This is a genomic window from Collinsella sp. CLA-AA-H302 (assembly GCF_040093305.1).
In the GTDB taxonomy this organism is placed as follows: domain Bacteria; phylum Actinomycetota; class Coriobacteriia; order Coriobacteriales; family Coriobacteriaceae; genus Collinsella.
Map to the genome: position 1 here is coordinate 85,822 of NZ_JBBNJW010000004.1, position 21,979 is coordinate 107,800.

A 21,979-nucleotide genomic window follows, 5' to 3' on the forward strand; every position below is an offset into this window, starting at 1 on the left:
TCCGAGCAGGGAGTAAAGTCCTCCGGCTGCCTCCGGACAGGTCAGTCTGCTAGCAGGTCGGATACTCGCCCTCCCAGACGATGCGACGGTACTGATCCGGATCGGTGTCGCCCTCGGTGGAGAAGCAGAGCACGGAGCTCGTCTTGTCCAGGCCGATGAGCTCCTTGAGCTCGGCGTACTCGGGGTCGAGCATGAGGGTCTCGACTAGGCCGGTGGTCACTGCGCCGGACTCGCCGGAGATGACGCGCGGGTCGCCCTTCTCGGGAGCGCCCAGGGTGCGCATGCCGCGAGCGGTGACCCAGTCGGGGCAGGACACGAAGGCGGTGGTGTGGTTGCGCAGGATATCCCAGCCCAAGATGTTGGGCTCGCCGCAGCACAGGCCGGCCATGATGGAGGGCATGTCGCCGTCCACGATGCGCGGGTCGCCGTCGCCGGCGGCAGCGCCCTTGTACAGGCAGGCGGCAGGCGCGCACTCGACCACGACGAAGGTGGGCGGGTTATCGGGATACAGGTTGGTGAAGTAGCCCACCACGGCGCCGGCGAGCGAACCCACGCCAGCCTGGACAAACACGTGCGTCGGGCGGTTGATGGCCATCTCGCGCAGCTGCTCGGCAGCCTCGGAAGCCATGGTGCCGTAGCCCTCCATGATCCAGGACGGGATCTTCTCGTAGCCCTCCCAGGCGGTGTCCTGAACGATGACGCCGCGCTCGCAGGCATCGGCCTCGGCGGCGGCCATGCGCACGCACTCGTCGTAGTTGACCTCTTCGATGGTCACCGTGGCGCCCTCGGCGGCGATGTTATCGAAGCGTGGCTTGGTGGAACCCTTGGGCATGTGCACGACGGCCTTCTGGCCCAGCTTGTTGGCAGCCCATGCCACGCCGCGGCCATGGTTGCCGTCGGTGGCGGTAAAGAAGGTAGCCTGGCCAAAGTCCTTGGCAAGCTGATCGGAGGTCAGGTAATCGAAGGTGCACTCGGCAACGTCCTTGCCGGTCTCGTCGGCAATGTAGTTGGCCATGGCAAACGAACCGCCCAGGACCTTAAAGGCGTTGAGGCCAAAGCGATAGCTCTCGTCCTTAACGCACAGGTTGGACAGGCCCAGGCGCGCGGCCTGGCCATCCAGGCGGGCAAGCGGAGTGACGGTGTACTGGGGGAACGACTGGTGGAAGGCGCGGGCCTTCTTCACGTGGTCGAGGCTCATGATTCCCAAGTGCTTGTCATCGCTCTTGGGCATCGTGTTGCCCGCCCACTGGATCTTATCGGCCATACGGTGAACTCCTTAAGTTCTCTCTTGCCGGCCCCCGCATACGCGTTTCAGCCCGATCCCATTCACACGGCTGAACTTTTATGTGGATGCCAAACAAAAAGTTTGTTAGCACTGTTCTATCACACTTTTTGATTGGAAAACCTAACAAATTGTTTGTTGCCGTAATCGGTACCTTTTCGCCGCCGAACGGTCACATAACGCAGCGACGCTTTCGTTATTTGCGAACAAGTGTGGTTTATGGCAAAGTGTGCCCAAACTAATTTTTAGGAAGGCACCCATGACCCCCGCACAGATTGAGTTTTACAAGCGCCTTGCACACGGCCTAGCGCTCCAATTTGGCCCCAACTGCGAAGTCGTCGTCCACGACCTGGAGACCGAGGACGTGGACCACTCCATCGTGGTGATCGAAAACGGCCACGTCAGCGGGCGCAAACTGGGTGACGGCCCCAGTCATATTGTGTTTGAGTCCATGCGCGAGGGCACCACCGACGTGCACGACCGCGAGCCTTACCTCACCAAAACCACCGATGGCAAACTGCTCAAATCCTCGACCATCTTTATCCGCAACGATGAGGGCAAACCCGTCGGCATTTTGGGCATCAACTTTGACATTACGCTCATGAAGGCATTTGAGCGCTCGCTCGACGCCTTTACCGGCACCGGCAGCTCGGGCTACACCGAGCCCGAGCCCATTACCAAAAACATCGGCGACCTGCTCGAAGATCTACTGCGCGAGTGCGAACAGTTTGTGGGCAAGCCCGCGGCGCTCATGACCAAAGACGAGCGCATCCGCGCCATTGGCTACCTCGACCGTCGCGGCGCCTTCCTCATCTCCAAGTCGAGCGAACGCGCCTGCGAGTTCTTTGGCATCTCTAAGTACAGCTTCTATAGCTACCTCAACGAGGCAAAGGCTGCCGCCGGCGACAAGTAGGCACTCGCCTGAATTGCCCCTCCCCTTTTGGGCGCGAGTTCTGGAAAGCATGAATCCAAGGCCGAGCCGCTTGAAAAGTTCCATATAATCGATGTCATTAGTATTTCGAAAGGGTGGAACAGAATGGCGTTGAGCAAGGCATCATGCACCGGTCGCGGATTGATTCCGGCAATTGGTGGACATGTGCACCGCATGTTCGATGAGGGTGAAGACGACCTGTTTTCGCTGAGCCTTGACGACGTGATGGATGATCGCCCGTGGACCGCCGACGAACTCATGAGCGGCCGGGCTCGCCCGTCAAGCCCCAATCCCGCACTTGCGCCTAAGCCCGCATCTGCGCCGACTCCTGCGCAGTCACCTGTTTCGACGCCCGCGCCTACGCCCGCACCCACTTCGGCGCCCACGCCCGCTCCCCGCCCCGCAAGCGACCCGTCCGAGACGGCGGCATTTCTCGCTGCGGCAACGCGGAGCAAATCGGCCGACAGCACCGTTATGTACAGCGCCCAGCAGTTGCCCGTTCCTGCGGCACGCAAGCCTCCGGTCACAAGGCTCGATGAGCCCGTTGCCCATCAGGTTGCCTACGATTCCTGGGCTGCAGCCGATCTGGATGAGACCTCTACCGGCATGCCGGCGCTCGACGTTCCAGTTAACCCGCTTTTTGCCGCCAACACGAGCGCCGCGGACTATGAGGGCGGTGCGGCATATTCCGATTATTCCGATGGCTATGCTGACGCCGGTCGCATCGAGACCGAGGATTATGGCACCGCATCGAGCGATTATCTCAACGATCCGTACGCTGCCACGCCTGCACCGGAATATGACTCGGAGGCCGCGTCCGCGCCGGCGTATACCAAAAGCACGGGCGAAGAGCGCTTCGCCGATTATTACGCCGAGGAAAAGGCGCTGCGTTTTTCGGAATTTCCGCAGGCAGTCAAGGTTGCCTTTATCGCCATTGTCATTGCCCTGCTCGGCGTCATTGCGTTTGAGGGATTCCGGCTGTTCTCCGGCCCCACCCAAGCGGAGTCGGAGACCCAGCAAAAAGAGAACGATGACGAGTACCTGGACATCAACACCCTCAAGGGCGACCCCAACGACGGAGACGACGAGTAGCGAGGGCTGAAGGCGGCCGCAGGATCCCGCATCCAGCACCGGCTTCTAAGTGCTGTTTTGTCATCCAGCTACACTTTTCCGAAGTTTTAAGGTGCCTATTTCGACACTTTTCCGTACTTTTACACGACTGATTTCGACACTTTTCCGGATGAAAGCCGAATAATCACTTGGGAAACCAACGCCGTTCACGCGTCATTTCGCAGACGGCGCTTGATTTCTGTCCGTACACGTTGATAGACTTCCTCTTGCCCGCAAGGAGCGGACGCGTTTTATCCAGAGTCGGAGTAGAGAGTTGGCTCCACGATCCCGACGCCAACCGGCCAAGAGGCACGGTGGCCCTGCCAACATCGATGAAAGGAGTCCGTATGGACAATTTCTCCGTGCGCAGCGAGCGCAATTTCCACAACCTGATCGTCAAGCCAAAACGAATGCATCTTCTAGACGAGCCGAGCGGCTACACCTCGGCTTTGGTGAAGAGCGGCCTCTCCCACCAGATGCGCTTTGCCATACAGAAGCTCGAGGAAGAGCTCTGTGCTGCTGGCAACCCACATGTTCTGCAGATCAAGCTGCTCGGAGACGACTCGCGCGAGCCGTCCAACTGGAAGCTCTTCGCCGACGGCACGTGCGTCGCAAGCGGCTCGGGTGACTTTGCCCGCGAGTGCTTCTACGAGGGAGCTGAGGTGTTTCTGGACCTGTGTCGCGACGCCGTACGCACGGCCGAGCTGTACTAGTGGAGCCAGAGGGAGTATGAGCTGTTGAGTGCGGCCCGCGGGATTGCGGGGGCGTAGGAACAGAAGCCTCATGATGGTGGCCTCGGCTGGAATGACGTATCGCTCGATAAATGATCTCAACAACGTAGCCGATGCGCCGCATTTCGCCTCAAAGGCATTGAGCGACCGGGCGGCGTCCAGCATTTCTTTGATATCCCCAATTGATTGTTCCGAGAAAGTCTCTTCATGCCCTCATAATCGCCCTTACGAGAAACTTGGACGAGACGGGCGTCCATACGCCGTCTCTAAACTAACGAGCCGTTCGCGGAAAGAACATCAGGCTAGCGTGGGCCAAAGATATACTGGTATCGTTGCAACAATTATGGAAGATCGGCATCGTCAATGACCTCCTTGAAATTCTCCAGGCGCTTCGCGCTTAGCCTGCTCGTCCCGCTGTCCGCCGCCGTAGCGCTAGCTTTGCCCTCAACCGCCCTCGCTGCGTCGGACCCGAACCCGCCCAGCATCTCCAACGTGACGTTATCCGCGACGACAGTCACGGCCGGCTCCACGCTGCATGTCGGCTACGATGTGGACGACCCCGATGGGGTGCGGTCAGTCACGCCGATAGTTGAGGTCGTCGTCGATAGCGATGACGGGGACCAGGGCAACAGCTCCCGCCTCGCCTTCCGGTCGACCGGCGACACGACCGCGGGCTTCGATATCCCCACCTCCCCGAGCGACCAGCCCTGCAGGTACCGGATCATCGGCCTCGGCGTGACCGATAGCCTTGGATGGGTTACCGATGTCTACGACGCGGCGTATGCCGAGGAGAAGGGACTCAACTCTCCGACCTTCGCCACCAGCCCCCTCGTCTATGAGGTGACCGAGGGGCCCGCGAACCAGAACCCGCCGACCGTGTCCTCCGTGTCGCTCTCGAGCAGGGAGGTCGCGACCGGCGCCGACTTCCACATCTCTTGGTCCGTCGCGGACCCGGACGGCGTTCGCTCCGTTTCCCCCATACTGCAGCGGGGCTGGGAGGAAAAGGACGACGGCTGCTCCGTTTCGTCGGCCTATTATCACGGAGGCTCGTCTATCGACGGGTTCGACCTCACATTCGACAGCAATAGGATCGGAAGGCACAGGCTGATCGGCCTTTCGGTCACCGATGACCTAGGGTTCGAGACCGATGTGTACGAGAGTTCCTACGCCAGGGCCAACGGCATCTCGGGCGCGACTTTCTCGGTTGCCGACCCGAGCGAGCTGTGCTTCGAGGTGACCGGCAGCGCGATCGACCGGAACCCGCCCACGGTCTCGAACGTTTCCATCTCCGCGAAGAGAGTCCCTGTCGGCGTGCTCCTCCGCATCTATTGCAATGTAGGCGACGCGGACGGCGTGAAGTCTGTCTCCCCGATTCTCGGCGACCCCGGCTATGTCGAGGACCCGAACTCTGTAAAGGCCCGTAAAACGTTGAGCTGCAGCTACGATGCGGCAAGAGGCTATATCGAAATCGAGTTCCCCACGTCGCTCTCGATGGGCTCGTTTGAAATCCATGCCCTCGCGGTCCTCGACAAGGCGGGTCATGAGACCTTCGTCTACAGCTCCGCCTACGCCGAGCGTAACGGCAAGACCGGCGTCCGGACCTTTGATGTCGACGACGCGGAGGACGTCACCTTCGACGTGACCGCCCCGCTGTATGCCGCCACCAAGGGCAACGGGCAGGCATATGCAAAGGGCAACGAGGACGGTCTGACCTTCCGCTTCAGCGGTCCTCTCGATGAGTTCACGCGTCTCCTCGTGGACGGAAATGAGGCCTCCACTGAGAACTACACCGCAACCAAGGGCAGCACGATTATCGAGCTCAAGCCGGCCTACCTGGACACGCTTGCCGCCGGCGGACACACCGTCACGGCCGTCTGGAAGGACGGGACGGCGACCGATGCATCCTTCACCGTGGAGGGGAAGGCCCAAGGGGAGCAGGCGGGCGGCACGACCGATGTAGATTCACCCGGCGACAACAAAAGTGATCCTGCCACTCCTGAAAAGGACGCCGACGAGGCGTCTACAAAAAGGTCGGGACACACGACAACCGATGAACCAAAGCTCGCCGTAACCGGCGACTCCGCTTGGATGGCCAGCATCGCATTAGCCATGGCGGCCACGGCCTGCTTCGCGGCAGCGAGAAGGCTTGAGCCCAAGCAGCATAGGCACGAACAGTAGCTCAAAGCGAACTCAACTGGGAAGGGCAGATGGATAGCCGTCCTTCTCTTGCAATCAACCCAATCCGCTGAAATGCAATCAGTTAACGAGTTTTGCCAGACGCTCGGTCTCTACCCCGCTCTGGCAAGCCACCTAGCAATGAGATAATGCCCACGGCGATCAACGCAAACAAGGAGCACGCTATGGCAGACAACGAGATCAAACCCTCAACGGACGGCGGCCGAGAGGAACTCGTGGCAAAACAGCTCGCATCGACCAAAATCCACCTCGCGCTCACCCAGGAGCGGGCGGACATCTCCGGCGCCATCAAGCTGCCGCTCGAGCGAATTCCCCAGCTCGGCGTGGCGTTCACCTCGCTCCCCTCGATGTTTCGCACCGTCACTAACACGGTGAGCGTACCCACGTTGCTCCAGGCGACTGACAAATTTGGCAACCCGCTCGATCCGTCGAAACTCAACTCGTTCAAGGACGGCAGCGGTCTCACAGGGGGCTACCGCGACGCAGTCAAGGGCTTTGGACAGGCGCGCTTCCACGTAGTCGAGGGCGACATCGCCACGAGCGTCACTCAAGTGCCTTACGACCCGACGTCGTTGTTCATGGCAGCCGCAATCGCGCAGATAAACCAAAAGCTCGACTCCATCCAGGAGTCCGTCGACGAGATGTTCGAGTACATGCGTCAGCGCGACAAGGCCAACATGCGTGGCAACCTCAAGACGCTCGCAGACATCCTCAACGGTTACGGCCTCAACTACGGCAACGCCACCTACATGGCAAACGCCCATATGAAGGTGCTCGACATCAAACAGTCGTCCGCGCAGGACATGGAACTCTTCCGCTCGCAGGCGCAAGCGGATCTGAAAAAGAAAGGGTTCATCGAGGTGCGAGACGGCTTGGGCAGACGCCTCGACAAGGTGCTCGACTACCTCAAAGACTGCCAGCTCGCCACCTACATCCACGCGTTCTCACTGTTCCTCGAACCCATGCTCGCCCAGAACTTCGAGCCCGCAAAGCTCGCGGACGCCACCGCGAAGATCGAGGCCGATTCGATTGCGTATCGCGAGCTCTACACCGAGTGTTACGACGCCCTCGAGGCGGGAACTGCCGACACCGTCGATGCGGCACTGCTGGGCGGCATCGCGTCCGCGGGCAAATTGCTCGGTCACGCCATCGCAAAGACCCCCGTGGGCGAACATACGCTCATCGACGAGGCACTCGAGGGTGCAGGAGAGGACATCGGCAGATTCAACGACAGGCAATCCGAGAAACTCCTCGAAAAGCTCCATCGGGCAAAGACGCCTGACGTCGCACCGTTCAAGCAGAGCGTAATGGAAGTAGACACCCTCTACAACCGCCCCACGCAGATCGCCGTGGACGCCGAGAACGTCTACATCCTGCCTGCCAAGCGGCAGGAAGAGTAGCGATACGCGACAGGCCACGCGCCATGCAGACGGCCAACGCCGCCTACCTCCCCTCCGCCTTCAGCTTCAGCAGCAGATCGCCCAGCTCGGGGCACTTGCTGGAAAGGCGCGTCTGGGGTCGCTCGCCCATCCCCCACCGCTGGCGGACTTCCTGGGCGCGCGGACTCACGTGATAGTCCCCCTCCATCATCTGCTTGAGCAGCTTGACGGTCACGCGCGCATCGGCTAGGGCGCTGTGGGCGTGACCCGTCGACTCGTCGAACTCGATGCCAAACCACGTCGCTGCGTCACTCAAAGAGACGCAACCGTGGCTGCTCATGTCCATGATCGAGGTGTAAAACGCCTGCAGGTCGGCCCAGTCCGTAGGAAATGCGGAAAGATCGATGTGCTTTGCTTGGCACTCGATCAAAAGCTGTCGACGATCCGCCCCGCTCCAACAGACCACCTGGGCGGAGTAGCGCCCGATCCAATCGCTGAGCCTTTTGATCATCATGTAGAGCGGATCGGCCATCGCGGTGCCCACGGCCGATATCCCTGTGAGCTCGCGGACGGGGAACGCAACGCCTTCGGTAAATTCCGTCTGTACAAACTGCGAGAACTCGCCCATAACGTTGCCGTGGTAATCGAGCTTGACGGCGCCGACCTCGATAATCTCGTTACGCAGTCCACGGCGCTGGCGCTGCTTTGGCACCGGCGCAAACTCAAAGTCCAGCACGATCTGGCGCGCAAAGTTCGTCGTATCGATAGCCGAGATACACGGCGTCTTTTCAGCTGACACGGTTGGGCCTTTCTCCGTCAACTGCCGCTCGTTACATAGGCGGCTACATTGCCGTAAGGATAGGCGCCCGTGCGGACACAAAAGCGGGACGCAATGCCACGCGCGCCAGGCATACGCCATGCAGACAGCCCCAAGAGAATCGCCCGCTCTATTCAAATGCCTGAAAAAGATTTAGGCCCGGTGACTTGAATCAGAGGTCATCCCGGGCCCATCAGAGCTCGTAGAGCTCTTGGTTGCTTTGGTCTCGCTCTTCACGGCGCTTATCGAACTTTCCGAGGCACTCAAGCAGCATTCGAAGCATAAAAAGAGGGGTCGACGCCGTTAAGGCATTGACCCCTTAAACTGAGTAACGGCGCTGCCCAGCTCTTCACTACTTGGGCTGCCGTCGACTTTATTCTACCCACGGGTGCCAGGTTTAACAAATGGATTTTCGGTAACGAGGCCTCGGCAACCGCCGCCTTGATTGGCGACCCATGCTCTGCCACAGGCCGAGGGTTGTCGAAAAGTCGAACATTATAGCTACCCATAATATAGCCAGCTATAACGTCATTCGACGACCGGCGCAAACGCCCGCGCGGACACGAAATGCGCTGCGGTGCCATTGGGGATTATGGGATGCGCTTTCCGCTCGAGGCCTCAACCGGAAACGGCATCCCGGTCTGAAGGTCAAATCCGGGGAGCAGCTTCCGCCTGAAGACCGATTCGGAAAGGGTATCCCGTTCTGGAGCCAAAAACTGGGTCGTAGTTTCCGCCAAGCATGCCATCCGGAAAGCGTGTCCCGTTCTGAGCCTGAATTCTGGGATGAACTTTCCACTGAAGCATCTACTGGAAAATGCATCCCGTTCCGAGGCTTAATTCTGGGATGCACTTTCCGCGGAGAGACTACCGTTTTTCGAAAAAGTACACGTCCCTAAACTTACCAGGTCTTCATAACTTGTTGCCGTTCACGGGAGCCGATCACCGCCCACCGATTCGGATGTAAAAATGTCGCCGAAACCAGGCCATCTACCTGCATGGTTAGATTTTGGTCAGCTTTTGGTCAGCTGAGCGGCAAGTTGCGGCTGATACGTTTTTTGCTACCCAAAAGGAGGCGGTAGCTCATGACCCATTGCAATGACCAACTCATCGACCAACTGCTCACTCAAGCCGAACAAGAGGGGCGCTGTCTGATTCCCCCGAGCACGGCAATCCGAAAAGCGCTCCTTCGGCGCATCGGCAGCGCGGTCGTCTCGCCCATGCCGGGACTGTTCGCGCGCAAAATGCGCTGGGATGAACTCAACCGGGCACAGCGTCATTGCGAGATTATTCGCGCCCTTGCGATCATCCACCCCGATTGGACGTTCTGCTCGTTTTCGGCCGCCTGCCTGCTGGGGCTCGAGGTCTCGTGGCGACATCTGAACGTTGTGCATGTCTGTAGCTCGACAAAGCCGTCGGCTCGCCCGGGCGCGCATATTCAGCGGCATCAGATCGAGCCGGCCGGAGCAATCCGTCTATCCGGCACATCAGTAACGCCGCCCATCCAAACGGCTACAGATTGCCTGCTGCAAACTGGCTTTGCAGACGGCATGCCCATTGCCGATTCGGCGATCTCAAAGCTCGGCCTTACGCGAGAGCAGTTGATGGAGGCCGTCGAACAACGAGCGACCGCCCGCAATGGTCGCGCGATTCGCACTGCCCTCACGACACTTCGATATGCCGACGCCCGCGCCGAGAGCGGTGGAGAATCGGTCGCCCGAGCCGTCATGATCGAGACGGGCTTTGCGCCCGACTAGCTTCAATACGAGCTGACGGACCCCTTCGATTCGGCCAAGCCCATACGAACGGACTTTGCCTGGGAGCGCCAGGCGCGGGAACTCACACTGGGCGAGCTCGACGGGCTCATCAAATATACCGACCAGACCATGTTGGCCGGACGCACCACCGCCGAGGCGCTCGTTGCCGAACGACAGCGCGAGGCGCACCTATCGCTCTACGGTCACCCTCTGCTGCGCTTTACCATGAGCGAAGTCCGCTCGGCGGGTCTGCTCGCGAAAAAGCTGCAGACGGCAGGCATCCGGCAGACCGCTCTGCCGGCATGGCTCAACGAGGTGGAGTTGTAGGAGCTGTTGAGCTTATGCCCGTCTGCCTGCCAAACCGGGACACACTTTCCGGTTGGCAGTACCCGCGGAAACCATGTCCCAGATTGAGTGCTCAAAATGGGATGCAATTTCCGCTTGAAGGCCGATCCGGAAACTGCATCCCATTCTGAGCGCCAATTCCGGGACGCAGTTTCCGCTTGAGGCCCGTTCCGGAAAGCGCATCCCATTCTGGAGCCGAAATCTGGGACGCAGTTTCCGTATGCGGAGGCGCTCCAAGCAAAAGGCCCCGGCTCACGATGGAGCTGGGGCCAAAGGCGCAGCTTATACAGTTGATGGCAAGCGCAGACGGCAGTCAGCAATGGCCGTCCGCGCTCTACTCTACCCGCGGTGACGAGCGCGGCTGTACGGCGTATCCACCATGGGCAGATCAGGACGCAGTTTGCCGTCAAACGCGCGGTAGGCGTTCTGTACGGCGGGCGCCGTGGGGATTGTTGCAATCTCGCCGATGCCCTTGCCGCCGTATGCCACGGGCAGCAGCTCGTCCTTCTCCACGTAGATGGCGTGGATATCCGGAATCTCGGGCGCACGGAACAGCCCGAGCGTACCGTACCTTGCCTGGGGCACGCAGTCCTTGAGCGGCCAGTCCTCGGTAAGCGCATAGCCCATACCCATGAGCACGCCGCCTTCGATCTGACCCTGGATGGAGATGGGGTTGACCACCTTGCCGGAATCGTGCGCGGCATAGACCTCGCTCACGCGGCCGTCATCATCCAGAATGACCACATGTGTGGCAAAGCCGTAGCAGATGTGGCTCTTGGGGTTGGGGACGTCGGCGCCCAGCTTGTCGGTCGGCTCCAGGTACACGTAGCCAAACTCGCAGCCCTCGAGCGCCTTGATTGCGGCCGCGGAATCCTGAGGATGCATGCCCTGGCCGGCGACGAGCTCCTGCGTGCGCAGCTGATAGGCGCGACCGTCGTCGTACTCGATCTTGACGCCATCACCATGGGCGCTCACCGGGGCGGTAGGCGCAGGCTTGCCAGCCTCGATGCCAACCATGGCATCGCGCAGCAGGAAGGCGGCGCCGCGCACGGCCTCGCCGGTCACGACCGTCTGGCGCGAGCCAGACGTGGTGCCGGAGTCGGGAGCGTTCTCGGTGGAGCACTCGCCGTTGGCAATGCAGCTCAGCGGCAGACCGCACGCCTCGGCAACGTCCTGCAAAAAGACCGTGTTGCAGCCCTGGCCGATGTCGGACGTGGCGGCATAGACCACCGCCACGCCGTCCTCGACGCGAATCTTGCAGCGACCGGCGTCGGGCAGGCCCACGCCCACGCCGGCGTTCTTCATGGCGCAGGCGATACCGGCGTGTCCGGGATGCGCGTAATAGGCATCCTTGACCTCGAGCAGCGTCTCCTTCAGCGCCGTGGAGCAATCGGCGATCTGGCCGTTGGGCAGAACCTCGCCCGGCTCGATGGCGTTACGGTAGCGGATCTCCCACGGATCCAGGCCGACCTTCTCGGCCAGTAGGTCGATCAGGCTCTCGAGTGCAAACTCGGACTGGCAAACGCCAAAGCCACGGTACGCGCCGGCAGGCGGGTTGTTAGTGTAGTAGCCGAAGCCGCGGATGTCGGTGTTCTGGTACTTGTAGGGGCCGACGGCATGCGTGCAGGCGCGCTCGAGCACCGGGCCGCACAGCGACGCGTAGGCGCCGGTGTCAAAGTTGATCTCGCAGTCCAGGCCGGTAAAGATGCCCTCGGCGTCGCAGCCCAGCGTAAAGGTGCCGTCCATCGCATGACGCTTGGGATGGAAAGCGAGCGACTCGGCACGCGTGAGCTTGCACTTCACAGGACGCTGGAACTTATATGCGGCGAGCGCGGCCAGGTGCTGGACCGAAACGTCCTCCTTGCCGCCAAAGCCGCCACCCACGAGCATGGTCTCGACGACCACACGCTCGGGTTCGCTATCCCAGCCAAACATGTGGGCGCACTCTTTGCGCGTATCGTAGGCACCCTGGTCGGTCGACTGCACCTTGACGCCGTTCTTGTACGGGAAGGCGACGGCGCACTCGGGCTCCAAGAAGGCATGCTCGGTAAAGGGCGTGGTAAAGCGCTGCGTCACGGTAAACGCGCTCTCTGCCAGCGCCTTGGCGGCGTCACCGCGCGTCACATGGCGGCTCTGGCACACGTTGTCCTTGAGCTCCACCGTGTTGCCGAAGGCAAAGAAGCTGTCGTGCAGGCGCGGGGCGTCAGCAGCCCTGGCCTCGACAATGTTACGCACGGGCTCCAGCGGCTCGTAATCAATCTTTACGAGCTTCTTAGCCTTCTCGAGCGTCGCTTCGTCCTCGGCAACCACCAGCACAATGGCATCTCCCACGCAGCGGGTGATATCGCCCTGGGCGATCATGACGTCCCAATCCTGGATAAGGTGGCCGACCTGGTTGACCGGCACGTCCTCAGCGCGCAGGATGCCCACCACACCGGGCAGGGCCTCGGCCTTGGAGGTATCGATGGAGAGCACACGGGCGCGCGGATACTTGGAGCGCACGGCGCTGGCATAGGTCAGGCCCGGCTGATCGAGCTCGTCGATGTCATCGGGGTACTTGCCCTCGCCGAGCACCTTCTTGCGCACGTCGATACGGAAGGCGCGCTTGCCCACGCCGTAGTCGTCGCCGCGCTCCAGGTCCTCGTCGATCTGCTTTTCGCCGCGGAGCACCGCAGCGGCCAGCGAAATGCCCTCAATAATCTTCTTGTAGCCGGTGCAGCGGCAGACGTTGCCGCGGATGGCGTACTTGATCTGCTCCTCGGTGGGCTCGGGGTCCTCGGCGATCAGCGCCGCGCCTGCCATGACCATACCGGGGATGCAAAAACCGCACTGCACGGCGCCCACGGCGCCAAAGGCGTACACAAAGGCCTCGCGCACGTCCTGGGGCAGGCCCTCGACGGTCACGATGTTGCGGCCGGCGGCAAGGGCGGTGGTCAGCACGCAGGCCTTGACGGCCGCACCGTCCACATGAATGGTGCAGGTGCCGCAAGCACCCTCGGAGCAGCCGTCCTTGGCGGAATGGATGTGCAGGTCGTCGCGCAGGTAGCGCAGCAGCGGTTTGTTTTGGGTCGTCGTGTGCTCGACGCCGTTAACGGTAAAAGTGAATTCCTGTGCCATGGTGATTCCCTTCTACACGCCGGCGGCTATGCCGGTGCGGTCGTGGATGGCGCCATGCGGGCAGACGACGGCGCACATGCCGCACGACAGGCAGTCCGCACCGTCGATGTGGGCACAGTTGTCCTCGATGCGGATAGCGCCGGCAGGGCATTTTTTGGCGCACATGCCGCAACCGATGCAGCTCGTGTCGCAAATCTTGCGGGCGATGGCGCCCTTATCGGTGTTGTTGCAGCGCACCAGGATGTTCTGGTAGCCGGGAACAAAGGCAATCACGCGCTGCGGGCACGCCATGCCGCACAGGCCACAGCCCGTGCACTTGGAGCGGTCCACGCGGGCGATGCCATCAATCAGTGCAATGGCGCCGTGGGGACAGGCCGTGACACAGGCGCCACAGCCAATGCAGCCTTCGCTGCAGCGGGCGTCGCCGCCTGCGGAGGCGCAACCGCTTCCGCAGGCAACGTAGGCCACGTTATGTTGAATGGATTTGGCCATAAGGGGTCCCTTATTTCTTAAGGAGATACGGATAGCTGTCGCGCACGGCCTTGATGGTCAGGCGGACGGCCTCGGGCAGACCGGTGTTGACGGCATCGACCGAGACGGTGCGGACCGTGCCGGCGACGCGGACCTTAAAGTGGTCCTCGTCCACGGCCAGGAAGCCCTCGTTCTCGGAGTTCTCCATGTCCTGATCGCTCCAGAACAGGGTGAGCTTGTCCTTGTAGGGACGACCCTCCTGGTAGGGGCAGAACACGGCGCAGTTGCCGCACTCGTTGCACATGCCGTCGATGTGGACGACCTGATGCTTGGCCAGGCCCGGCACCTTAATTGCCACGTTGGCGCGGTTGGGGCACACATCGCAGCAGACCTCGCACACCGAGCCACAGCCCAGGCAGCGGGTCTTGGTGCAGTTGCGCTTGTCGCGGCACAGCGATCCCTTGCGCTCGTAGCAGGTGTCCTCGCGGCCGGCCTGCTCGTTGCAGTCGGCGTACTTGTTAAAGTCCACGCCGGCAATGGCACGGGCGACCTCGGCGGCGTCGGCGATAGCCTCGACCACGGTGGCCGGACCGCGACGGCAGTCACCGGCAGCCCAGACGCCCTCGACGCCGGTGGAGGTGGCGGCAAGGCGGCCGCGACGGTCGTGCTCGACGCCCGCGGCGTCGTACAGGCTGGCATCGATGCCCTCGCCCACGGCGCAGATCACCGTGGTGGCGGAAAGCTCGACGGTCTCGCCCGTGGCGACGGGGCTGCGACGGCCGCTTGCATCCGGCTCGCCAAGTTCCATGACGTCGCAGGTCAGCACGGCGCCGTTGAGCGCCTTGGGCGCCAGCAGCTCGCAGAACTCAACGCCGTCGGCAAGAGCAAGATCGAGCTCTTCCTCGTCGGCGGGCATCTGCTTCTTGGTGCGGCGATACACCAGGCGCACGTTCTTCACGCCAGCAAGGCGCTTGGCCACGCGGGCCGCGTCCATGGCGGTGTTGCCGGCGCCGATGACCACGACGTCCTCGCCCAGCTCGAGCCTCTCGCCCTTCTTGGCGGCCTCGAGGAACTCCAGCACGTCGAGCTCGGCACCCTCGCCCAGGCCCGCAGAGCCGGGCATCCAGGCACCAGTGGCCACGACTACGTCGGTAAAGCCCTGGGCCTTGAGCTCGTCAATGGACTCCACGCGGGCGTTGAGCTGCACCTTGGCGCCAAAGGCCAGACAGAGCTCGGCATCGTGGGAGATATCGTCGCTCGCGATACGGAACTCGGGGATCACGTGACGGACCACGCCGCCGAGAGAGTCGCGGGCCTCGAAGATAGTGACGGGCACGCCGGCGCGCGTCAGGAAGAACGCCGTCGCCAGACCGGCCGGGCCGCCGCCGATAACGGCAACGTTGCGCTCGGCGTCGTTGGCAATGGCCTGGGCGCGCAGCTTGGGCAGCACGGCGGTCATGGCCTCGCGGGCGGCCTTGAGCTTGCTGGCGCGAATCTGGGCGCCCTCGGGCTCGTAGAATGCACGCTCGCAGGCACGGCCGCAGGGATGCGGGCAGATGGTACCGGTAATGAACGGCAGGGCGTTGCGCTCGATGATGATGTTGAGCGCGTCCTCGTAGCGGCCCTCGTCAACAGCCGCCAGATAGGCGGGAATATCCTGCTGGATGGGGCAGCTCGTACGGCACGGCGTGGTAAAGCAGTCGGAAAGCGGGCTCTTGCCAGCGACCTTGCGGTCGGGCAGCGGACGCAGCGGCTTCTTGTAGAGCGGGTTGGTGAGTGAGTCGGTCTGGATCGCGGTCACGGCCTCGAGAGAGACGCCCGCGAACGGCTTGCCGTCCAGATCGGTAAACTCGCCGGCCATCTGGCTAAAGCGCTCGTAGCCACCGGGCTTGAGCACGTCGGTCGCCAGGGTGACGGGCCAAATGCCGGCGTCATACAGGGCACGGATGTTGTAGACCGTGGCACCGCCGGAGTAGCTGATGCGCAGCTTGCCGTCAAACTGCTCGGTAATGCGGCGGGCGGCCTCGATGGTCAGCGAGAACAGCGAACGGCCGGACATGTACATCTCGGTGGAAGGCAGCTCGTTCCTCGTCACGTCGACGGGGAACGTGTTGGTCAGCTTGACGCCAAACTCCAGACCGCGCTCGGCGCACAGGGCAATCAGGCGCTCGAACATGGGCACGGCATCGGCCCACTGCAGGTCCTCGCGGAAGTGCGTGTCATCAAAGACGATGTAATCAAAGCCCAGCTCGTTGAGGCGCTGGCGGGCAAACTCATAGCCCAGCAGCGTGGGGTTGCACTTGATGTAGGTGTTGAGGCCCTTCTCGGTGATCAGATAGGTCGCGATGCGCTCGATCTCCGCCGGCGGGCAGCCATGCAGCGTGGACTCGGTGATGGAGTTGGACACGCGCACCGGGATGGACTCGACAAACGCGGCATCGACATGCTCAAACTTGTCCAGGTTGGCGAGTGCCCATGCACGGCACTCGTTCCAGACGTCGGAGCCGCTGGCGTCCTTCATGCCCTCGATGTAGGCGTCGACCTTGGGGCTCTTGATGCCCTCCAGGTCATAGCCCACGGACATGTTGAAAACAAATCCGTCCGGGCTACCCAGACCGTACTCGCGAGCGATCAGGTGGCAGGCAAACCATGCCTTTACGTACTCGGCAAAGGCCTGCGGAACCTCGAGCTCGGTCGACCATTCGCAGTTGTAGCACTCGTCCTGCGCCACAATGCAGGGTTTGTTCACACACTTGGAGAGCTCCTCGCCGTCCATAATCTGGACGGTCTTGAGCTCAAAGAAGCGGGAACCAGCAACATAGGATGCCACGATGTTCTGGGCAAGCTGCGTATTGGGGCCGGCGGCCGGGCCAAACGGAGTCTCGATGCGCTCGTCAAAAATGGGAAGCGCACCCTCCTGGTTGGTCGTGACCATCTTGCGCACGCCAAAGATGGCGTCCTGGGTCTTGTGCTCCTCGATGATCCAGTTCATCAGCTGCGAAAACGGGATCGGCCTCATGATGTCGCTCATAGTGAGCTCCTCTCTGTAACGCCCGGCGAGACCGCGCGGCGGGCGCAAATACGGTGTAGCGCTAGCACAAGCGCCGGCGACCCCGCGGAGGTCGCCTATACGCGCGTCGGATGCGGCGAAACATCCGACGCGCGCGAATCTACTTGTAATTAGTAGGCGCGATCGTTGAGCGTGCTCCAGAGCTTCTTGGACTCAGCCATGGTCCACGCGTTGATCTTGTCCTCATCAATGCCAACAAACTCGCGATCCTTGTACAGGACGCGGCCGTTGATGATGGTGGTGCGGCAGTTTTTGCCCATCATGCCAAAGAGCATGTGGCCGTCGATGTTCTCCTCGCTCAGCGGCGTAAAGGGCTTGTAGTCCATGACGATGACGTCGGCGGCAGCGCCGGCCTCGAGCACACCGAGCTTGCGATCGAAGTACTTGCTCGCCATCTTGGCGTTGTTCTCGAACAGCATGGTCATGGCCTCGCACCAGCCCACGTTGGGCATGGCGGCGTTGTGGCGCTGAATGATCAGGAAGACCTTGAGGCTCTCGAGCATGTCGTGAGTGTAGGCGTCGGTGCCCATGCACACGGGGATGCCGCGGCGGAAGAACTCGAGCACGGGGGCGCAGCCCACGGCGTTGCCCATATTGGATTCGGGGTTGTTGACCAGCCAGGTGCCGGACTCCTTGACGATATCCATCTCGGCAGGCGTCACGTGGATGCAGTGGCCGAGCATGGTGTCGGGACCGAGCAGGTTGTGCTGCAGCAGGCGCTCGACGGGGCCGATGCCACCGCGGTTGAGGCGGGAGTCCCACACGTCGTTCATGCCCTCGCACACGTGGATGTGGAAGCCGGTCAGGCCGTTGTTGGCCTCGGCCATCTTGTCCATGGTCTCGTCCGACAGCGTAAAGGTGGCGTGACCGCCAAACATGGCGGCGATCATGTGGTTGTCGTTATCGCGACGCTCCTTGGCGGCCCACTGGGCAAACTCGGCGTTCTCGGCAATGGCCTGGTCGCATTTTTCCTGGCCGCGGCGGTCGGAGACCTCGTAGCACAGGCACGAACGCATGCCCAGCTCCTGAGCGGCGTCCTTAATGGTAAAGAGGCTTCCCGGGATCTCGCAGAAGCTCGCGTGGTGATCGAAGATCGTGGTGACACCATCGCGGATGGAGTCCAAGATCGTGGCGTAGGCGCTGGCCTTGGTGCCGTCGAGCGTCAGGTTGTCGTCGATCTTCCACCACTGCTGCTCAAGATTCTCCAGGAAGTTGGTGGGGTTGCAGCCCTTAATGGCAAGGCCGCGGGCCAGACCCGAGTAGATGTGGGTGTGGCAGTTGATGAGTCCGGGCATGATGAGGTTGCCCCGGGCATCGACGTACTCGGCATCCGGGTACTTGGACTTGAGCTCGCACTCGGGGCCCACTTCGACGATCGTATCTCCGTCAATGGCGACCGCACCGTTTGGAATGAACGGGGTCTGAGAATTGCGGGTAAAGACGGAACCGTTAGCGACCAGAAGCATGAATGCTCCCTTCAACATCAGGGGCGGGGTTTGACACCTCTGACATGGCGGAGTGCGAAGCGCCGGCCTACACCGGAAACGGGCCCTCTCCCGTCAACGCTTCACCAAAGGGACAAACCCTTTGAAGTGCGGCTTGACGCCGCATGACGTCGGCGGACGAGGCGATGCGCCCGCCGACGAATAGCACCGAATTGGTTACTTCTTGCTCTCGGGCAAGACCAGATCCACGGCAGCGTCCTTGGCAGCATCGATGTGCTGAGCCACGACCGGCGTCTGCGGAAGGATCAGGTTAAGGACAATGGCCATGATGGCGGTGGGGGTCACGGCATTGGAGCCGATGACGGTGGACACCCAGGTGGGCATACCCTCACCGGCAAGGCAACCGCTGGCCATCCAGATACCCAGGCCAAAGACGACGGAGGTACCGACGATGGTGGTAGTGCGCTGCGTAAGGCCCTCGCGGGTGAACATGCGCACGCCGTTCATGGTGATGGTGCCAAAGACGCCGACGGTCGCGCCGCCGATGACGGGCTGCGGGATAGCGGAAAGGACGGCAGAGAGCTGCGGGAACAGACCGGCGATGGCAAAGACGGCAGCGATGATCACAAAGACCCACTTGTTAACGACCTTGTTGGAGCAGATGATGCCCACGTTCTGGCCAAGGGCGCTGGTGGGAAGACCGCCCAGCAGGCCGCCGACCATAGAGGTGAGGCCCTGGGACACGATAGCGCCGGAGAGCTCGCGCTCGGTGGGCATACGGTCGATGGAGCCCAGGCAGGCGGCGGAGACGTCACCGATAACCTGGATGGCAACCATGGGGAACACGACGGCGAGGGTAATGCAGACCTCGGGATCAAACTCGAGCGCGTAGGGCATGAGCTTGGGAAGGGCGAAGACCTGAGCGGTGGCGACGCTAGAGAAGTCGATCATGCCAAAGGGGATCGAAACGATCATGCCAACGATCATGCCAAAGAACACGGATCCCAGCTTGAGCGTGCCCTTGCCAAAGTTGGCGAGCGCAAAGACCACGGCGAAGGTGATAAGAGCGACGCACCAGGCCTGCGGAGTGCCCCACAGCGGCGTACCCATACCGCCGGCCATATACTTGACGGCCGTGGGATAGAGAGAGACGCCAATGGAGAAGATGACCGTACCGGTCACGACGGGCGGGAACAGCCACTTTATCTTGCTGTAGGCCAGACCAAAGAGGACCGCGACGGCGCCGCCGACGATCTCGCCGCCCAACAGCGCGCCAAAGCTAAAGCCCGAGGCACCCATGGCCTGCAGGGCCGGCAGGAATGCGAACGAAACGCCCATGACGATTGGCAGACCGCCGCCGATGCGACGGAAGGGAGCGAAGGCCTGAAGGGCCGTATCGATTGCCGAAAGAATGAGCGCGACCTGGATGATGTCGGTGCTCTGCTGGCTATTAAAGCCGTAGACGCCGGCCATGATGACGGCCGGGGTGATGATGCCGGCAAACGATGCCAGCACGTGCTGAAGGGCACACGGAATCATTTCCTTAACGGGAGGCATGCCCTCGCGAGTGAACAGGGCTTCAGTGCCGTTCGTAACCGTCTCCTGGGCCATTTGACCACCAATCCTCGAAGTAGTTGTTTTCGCATCTAACGCTCTATTGTGACGCAGTGCGGGGTTGAGGTTGTGCCTTCGGTGAATATCGTATTAAAGATTTTTCTCATTCTCAATAATAATTTTTTGTTATCAGACTATTCTTCCGCCGAGATAATGCATTTCCGCAGGTCAGGAAAGTGTCTGGTCAAAATAACATCTAACTGTTCTTTTGGTCGACCGTTTACCGCCAATATCCTACCGTTCGTCTGTATTACGCAATGTACCTGCGGATATACGAGATGAAGAGCAGCATGTTACCATGAGAAAAAATTGTTATGAAACTTCCGATTCCACCCAAAGGAGTTGCCCGTGAACGAGACCGTACGTCGCTTTTTGCCGATGGTCGATTTCCTGGAGCAGATACTCGGCAAAAACAGCGAAATCGTGCTGCACGATTTCTCGGATCCCGACCATGCCATCGTCGATATTCGCAACGGCATCGTGAGCGGCCGCAAGGTCGGCGGTCCCGCCACCGATCTGGCACTCAAGATCATGCACGACGCCAAGTATCGCGACCTGCCGTTTATTACGGGCTACGAGGGGCGCGGTGCCGGTGGCAAGACGTTGGAGTCGGCGACGTACTTTATCCGCGAGGATAACGAGATCGTCGGTATGCTCTGCGTCAACACCGATCTTTCCACGGTACGCTCCATCAACGCCATGGCCCAGCAGCTCATGGCCTGCTTCGACGCGGCGCCGACGCGCACGGAGCCCGCCCCTATCGAGGTCGAAAGCCTTTCGGAGTCCACCCAGGAGCTCATCGACCGCAGCATTGCCGAGTTGCTGAGCGCACGCGGGCTGGATGTAGCGTCGCTCGGTCAGAGCGACCGCGTGGACGTCATTCGCCACCTCAACGGCAACGGGGTGTTCATGCTCAAGGGCGCTGTGGCCTGCGCCGCCACCGCGCTGGGCATCTCGGAGCCCAGCGTCTACCGCTACCTGCAAAAAGTTCGCAAGGAGGGCTAACCCGCCGATTCCTTGGGGACAGAGGGAAACGGATCATTTTTGTCGCATCGCTTGACAAAAGACCCTGCAGCTCGCACGCGCTGCAGGGTCTTTTTGCATGTCATGTTTAGTTGTTGCCAACACCTTAGAGAGCGGCGACGACCTCGATCTCGACCAGACCGCCGGCCGGAAGGGCGGCAACCTGGAAAGCGCTGCGCGCGGGGAACGGGGCCTCAAACTTGGAGGCATAAATCTCGTTCACGGCGGCAAAGTCGGCGATGTCGGCCAGGTAGACCGTGGTTTTGACGACATCGGCAAAGGTGGCGCCGGCAGCGGTCAGCAGGGCCTCGACGTTAGCAAGGGACTGCTTGGCCTGGGCCTCGACGCCCTCGGGCATCTTGCCAGTTGCGGGATCGATGCCCAGCTGGCCGGACAGGAACACCATGTTGCCGGTCTGGATACCAGGGGAATACGGGCCGATGGCTGCGGGTGCGTTATCGGAAGACACGACGGTCTTGCTCATGTTTTTCTCCTTACGATCAGTTGAGAGAGCGTGAGCGCGGCGTTCACACCGGGAGGCACAGTTCGGTCTGAACGCCGCGCTTGATTGGGATAGTACTCAAGGTTTCCGCGCGATGCAAGATTATTATCACGTTGCGAGAATCTTTTATCTCCCAACGGCGTCTGTCGGCCGCTGAACGGCGCGACCGGCGACCTGCCTGAAGACTTTATC

At 61.3% G+C, this 21,979-nt stretch carries 16 protein-coding genes; 8 read left to right on the forward strand and 8 right to left on the reverse strand.

Features of this window, described 5'->3' with window-relative positions:
• Positions 1-49 precede the first annotated feature (49 nt).
• Positions 50-1,264 (reverse strand): diaminopropionate ammonia-lyase, encoded by a 1,215-nt coding sequence (dpaL, locus tag AAAV21_RS04115; protein ID WP_055252227.1) that lies wholly within the window; start codon positions 1,262-1,264, stop codon positions 50-52.
• Between the two features lie 277 nt (positions 1,265-1,541).
• On the opposite strand from dpaL, the gene AAAV21_RS04120 reads away from it, so the two are divergent.
• The 5 genes from AAAV21_RS04120 (at position 1,542) to AAAV21_RS04140 (ending at position 7,650) form a co-directional block, all read left to right on the forward strand.
• Positions 1,542-2,195, forward strand: a complete 654-nt coding sequence (locus tag AAAV21_RS04120; RefSeq protein ID WP_349107668.1) for a helix-turn-helix transcriptional regulator — start codon at positions 1,542-1,544, stop codon at positions 2,193-2,195.
• 123 nt (positions 2,196-2,318) lie between these two features.
• A complete protein-coding gene (locus tag AAAV21_RS04125; protein ID WP_349107671.1) occupies positions 2,319-3,305 on the forward strand; it encodes a hypothetical protein in 987 nt (328 codons plus the stop codon).
• Positions 3,306-3,670: 365 nt separating this feature from the next.
• Entirely contained in the window at positions 3,671-4,036 is a 366-nt protein-coding gene (locus tag AAAV21_RS04130) for a hypothetical protein (RefSeq protein WP_349107673.1), read from the forward strand.
• Between the two features lie 381 nt (positions 4,037-4,417).
• A complete protein-coding gene (locus tag AAAV21_RS04135) occupies positions 4,418-6,232 on the forward strand; it encodes a hypothetical protein (RefSeq protein ID WP_349107676.1) in 1,815 nt (604 codons plus the stop codon).
• 182 nt (positions 6,233-6,414) lie between these two features.
• Positions 6,415-7,650 (forward strand): hypothetical protein, encoded by a 1,236-nt coding sequence (locus AAAV21_RS04140; RefSeq protein ID WP_349107678.1) that lies wholly within the window; start codon positions 6,415-6,417, stop codon positions 7,648-7,650.
• 43 nt (positions 7,651-7,693) lie between these two features.
• On the opposite strand, the gene AAAV21_RS04145 is transcribed toward AAAV21_RS04140, so the two are convergent.
• The gene (locus AAAV21_RS04145) at positions 7,694-8,428 is read right to left on the reverse strand and encodes a 3'-5' exonuclease (protein ID WP_349107680.1); all 735 of its coding nucleotides are present in this window, start codon (positions 8,426-8,428) and stop codon (positions 7,694-7,696) included.
• Positions 8,429-9,528: 1,100 nt separating this feature from the next.
• On the opposite strand from AAAV21_RS04145, the gene AAAV21_RS04150 reads away from it, so the two are divergent.
• Together AAAV21_RS04150 and AAAV21_RS04155 are read left to right on the forward strand one after the other, a co-directional pair.
• On the forward strand, positions 9,529-10,200 hold the full coding sequence (locus tag AAAV21_RS04150; protein ID WP_349107683.1) for a hypothetical protein: 672 nt from the start codon (positions 9,529-9,531) through the stop codon (positions 10,198-10,200).
• Between the two features lie 129 nt (positions 10,201-10,329).
• Complete coding sequence (locus tag AAAV21_RS04155; protein ID WP_349107684.1) at positions 10,330-10,527, forward strand: hypothetical protein; 198 nt, start codon at positions 10,330-10,332, stop codon at positions 10,525-10,527.
• Positions 10,528-10,884: 357 nt separating this feature from the next.
• On the opposite strand, the gene xdh is transcribed toward AAAV21_RS04155, so the two are convergent.
• The 5 genes from xdh to AAAV21_RS04180 form a co-directional block, all read right to left on the reverse strand.
• Positions 10,885-13,662, reverse strand: a complete 2,778-nt coding sequence (gene xdh, locus AAAV21_RS04160) for a selenium-dependent xanthine dehydrogenase (RefSeq protein ID WP_349107686.1) — start codon at positions 13,660-13,662, stop codon at positions 10,885-10,887.
• Positions 13,663-13,674: 12 nt separating this feature from the next.
• The gene (locus AAAV21_RS04165; RefSeq protein ID WP_117773418.1) at positions 13,675-14,154 is read right to left on the reverse strand and encodes a 4Fe-4S binding protein; all 480 of its coding nucleotides are present in this window, start codon (positions 14,152-14,154) and stop codon (positions 13,675-13,677) included.
• 10 nt (positions 14,155-14,164) lie between these two features.
• Positions 14,165-17,164, reverse strand: a complete 3,000-nt coding sequence (gene ygfK, locus AAAV21_RS04170; RefSeq protein WP_349107689.1) for a putative selenate reductase subunit YgfK — start codon at positions 17,162-17,164, stop codon at positions 14,165-14,167.
• A 149-nt stretch (positions 17,165-17,313) separates the two neighbouring features.
• Positions 17,314-18,669, reverse strand: a complete 1,356-nt coding sequence (gene ssnA, locus AAAV21_RS04175) for a putative aminohydrolase SsnA (RefSeq protein WP_349107691.1) — start codon at positions 18,667-18,669, stop codon at positions 17,314-17,316.
• A 195-nt stretch (positions 18,670-18,864) separates the two neighbouring features.
• The gene (locus AAAV21_RS04180) at positions 18,865-20,259 is read right to left on the reverse strand and encodes a solute carrier family 23 protein (RefSeq protein ID WP_128620350.1); all 1,395 of its coding nucleotides are present in this window, start codon (positions 20,257-20,259) and stop codon (positions 18,865-18,867) included.
• Between the two features lie 351 nt (positions 20,260-20,610).
• Here AAAV21_RS04180 and AAAV21_RS04185 point away from each other — a divergent pair, with 351 nt between their 5' ends.
• Positions 20,611-21,267 (forward strand): PAS domain-containing protein, encoded by a 657-nt coding sequence (locus tag AAAV21_RS04185; protein WP_338404350.1) that lies wholly within the window; start codon positions 20,611-20,613, stop codon positions 21,265-21,267.
• 124 nt (positions 21,268-21,391) lie between these two features.
• Here AAAV21_RS04185 and AAAV21_RS04190 read toward each other — a convergent pair whose 3' ends face one another.
• The gene (locus tag AAAV21_RS04190) at positions 21,392-21,769 is read right to left on the reverse strand and encodes a RidA family protein (protein WP_035137477.1); all 378 of its coding nucleotides are present in this window, start codon (positions 21,767-21,769) and stop codon (positions 21,392-21,394) included.
• Positions 21,770-21,979 lie beyond the last annotated feature (210 nt).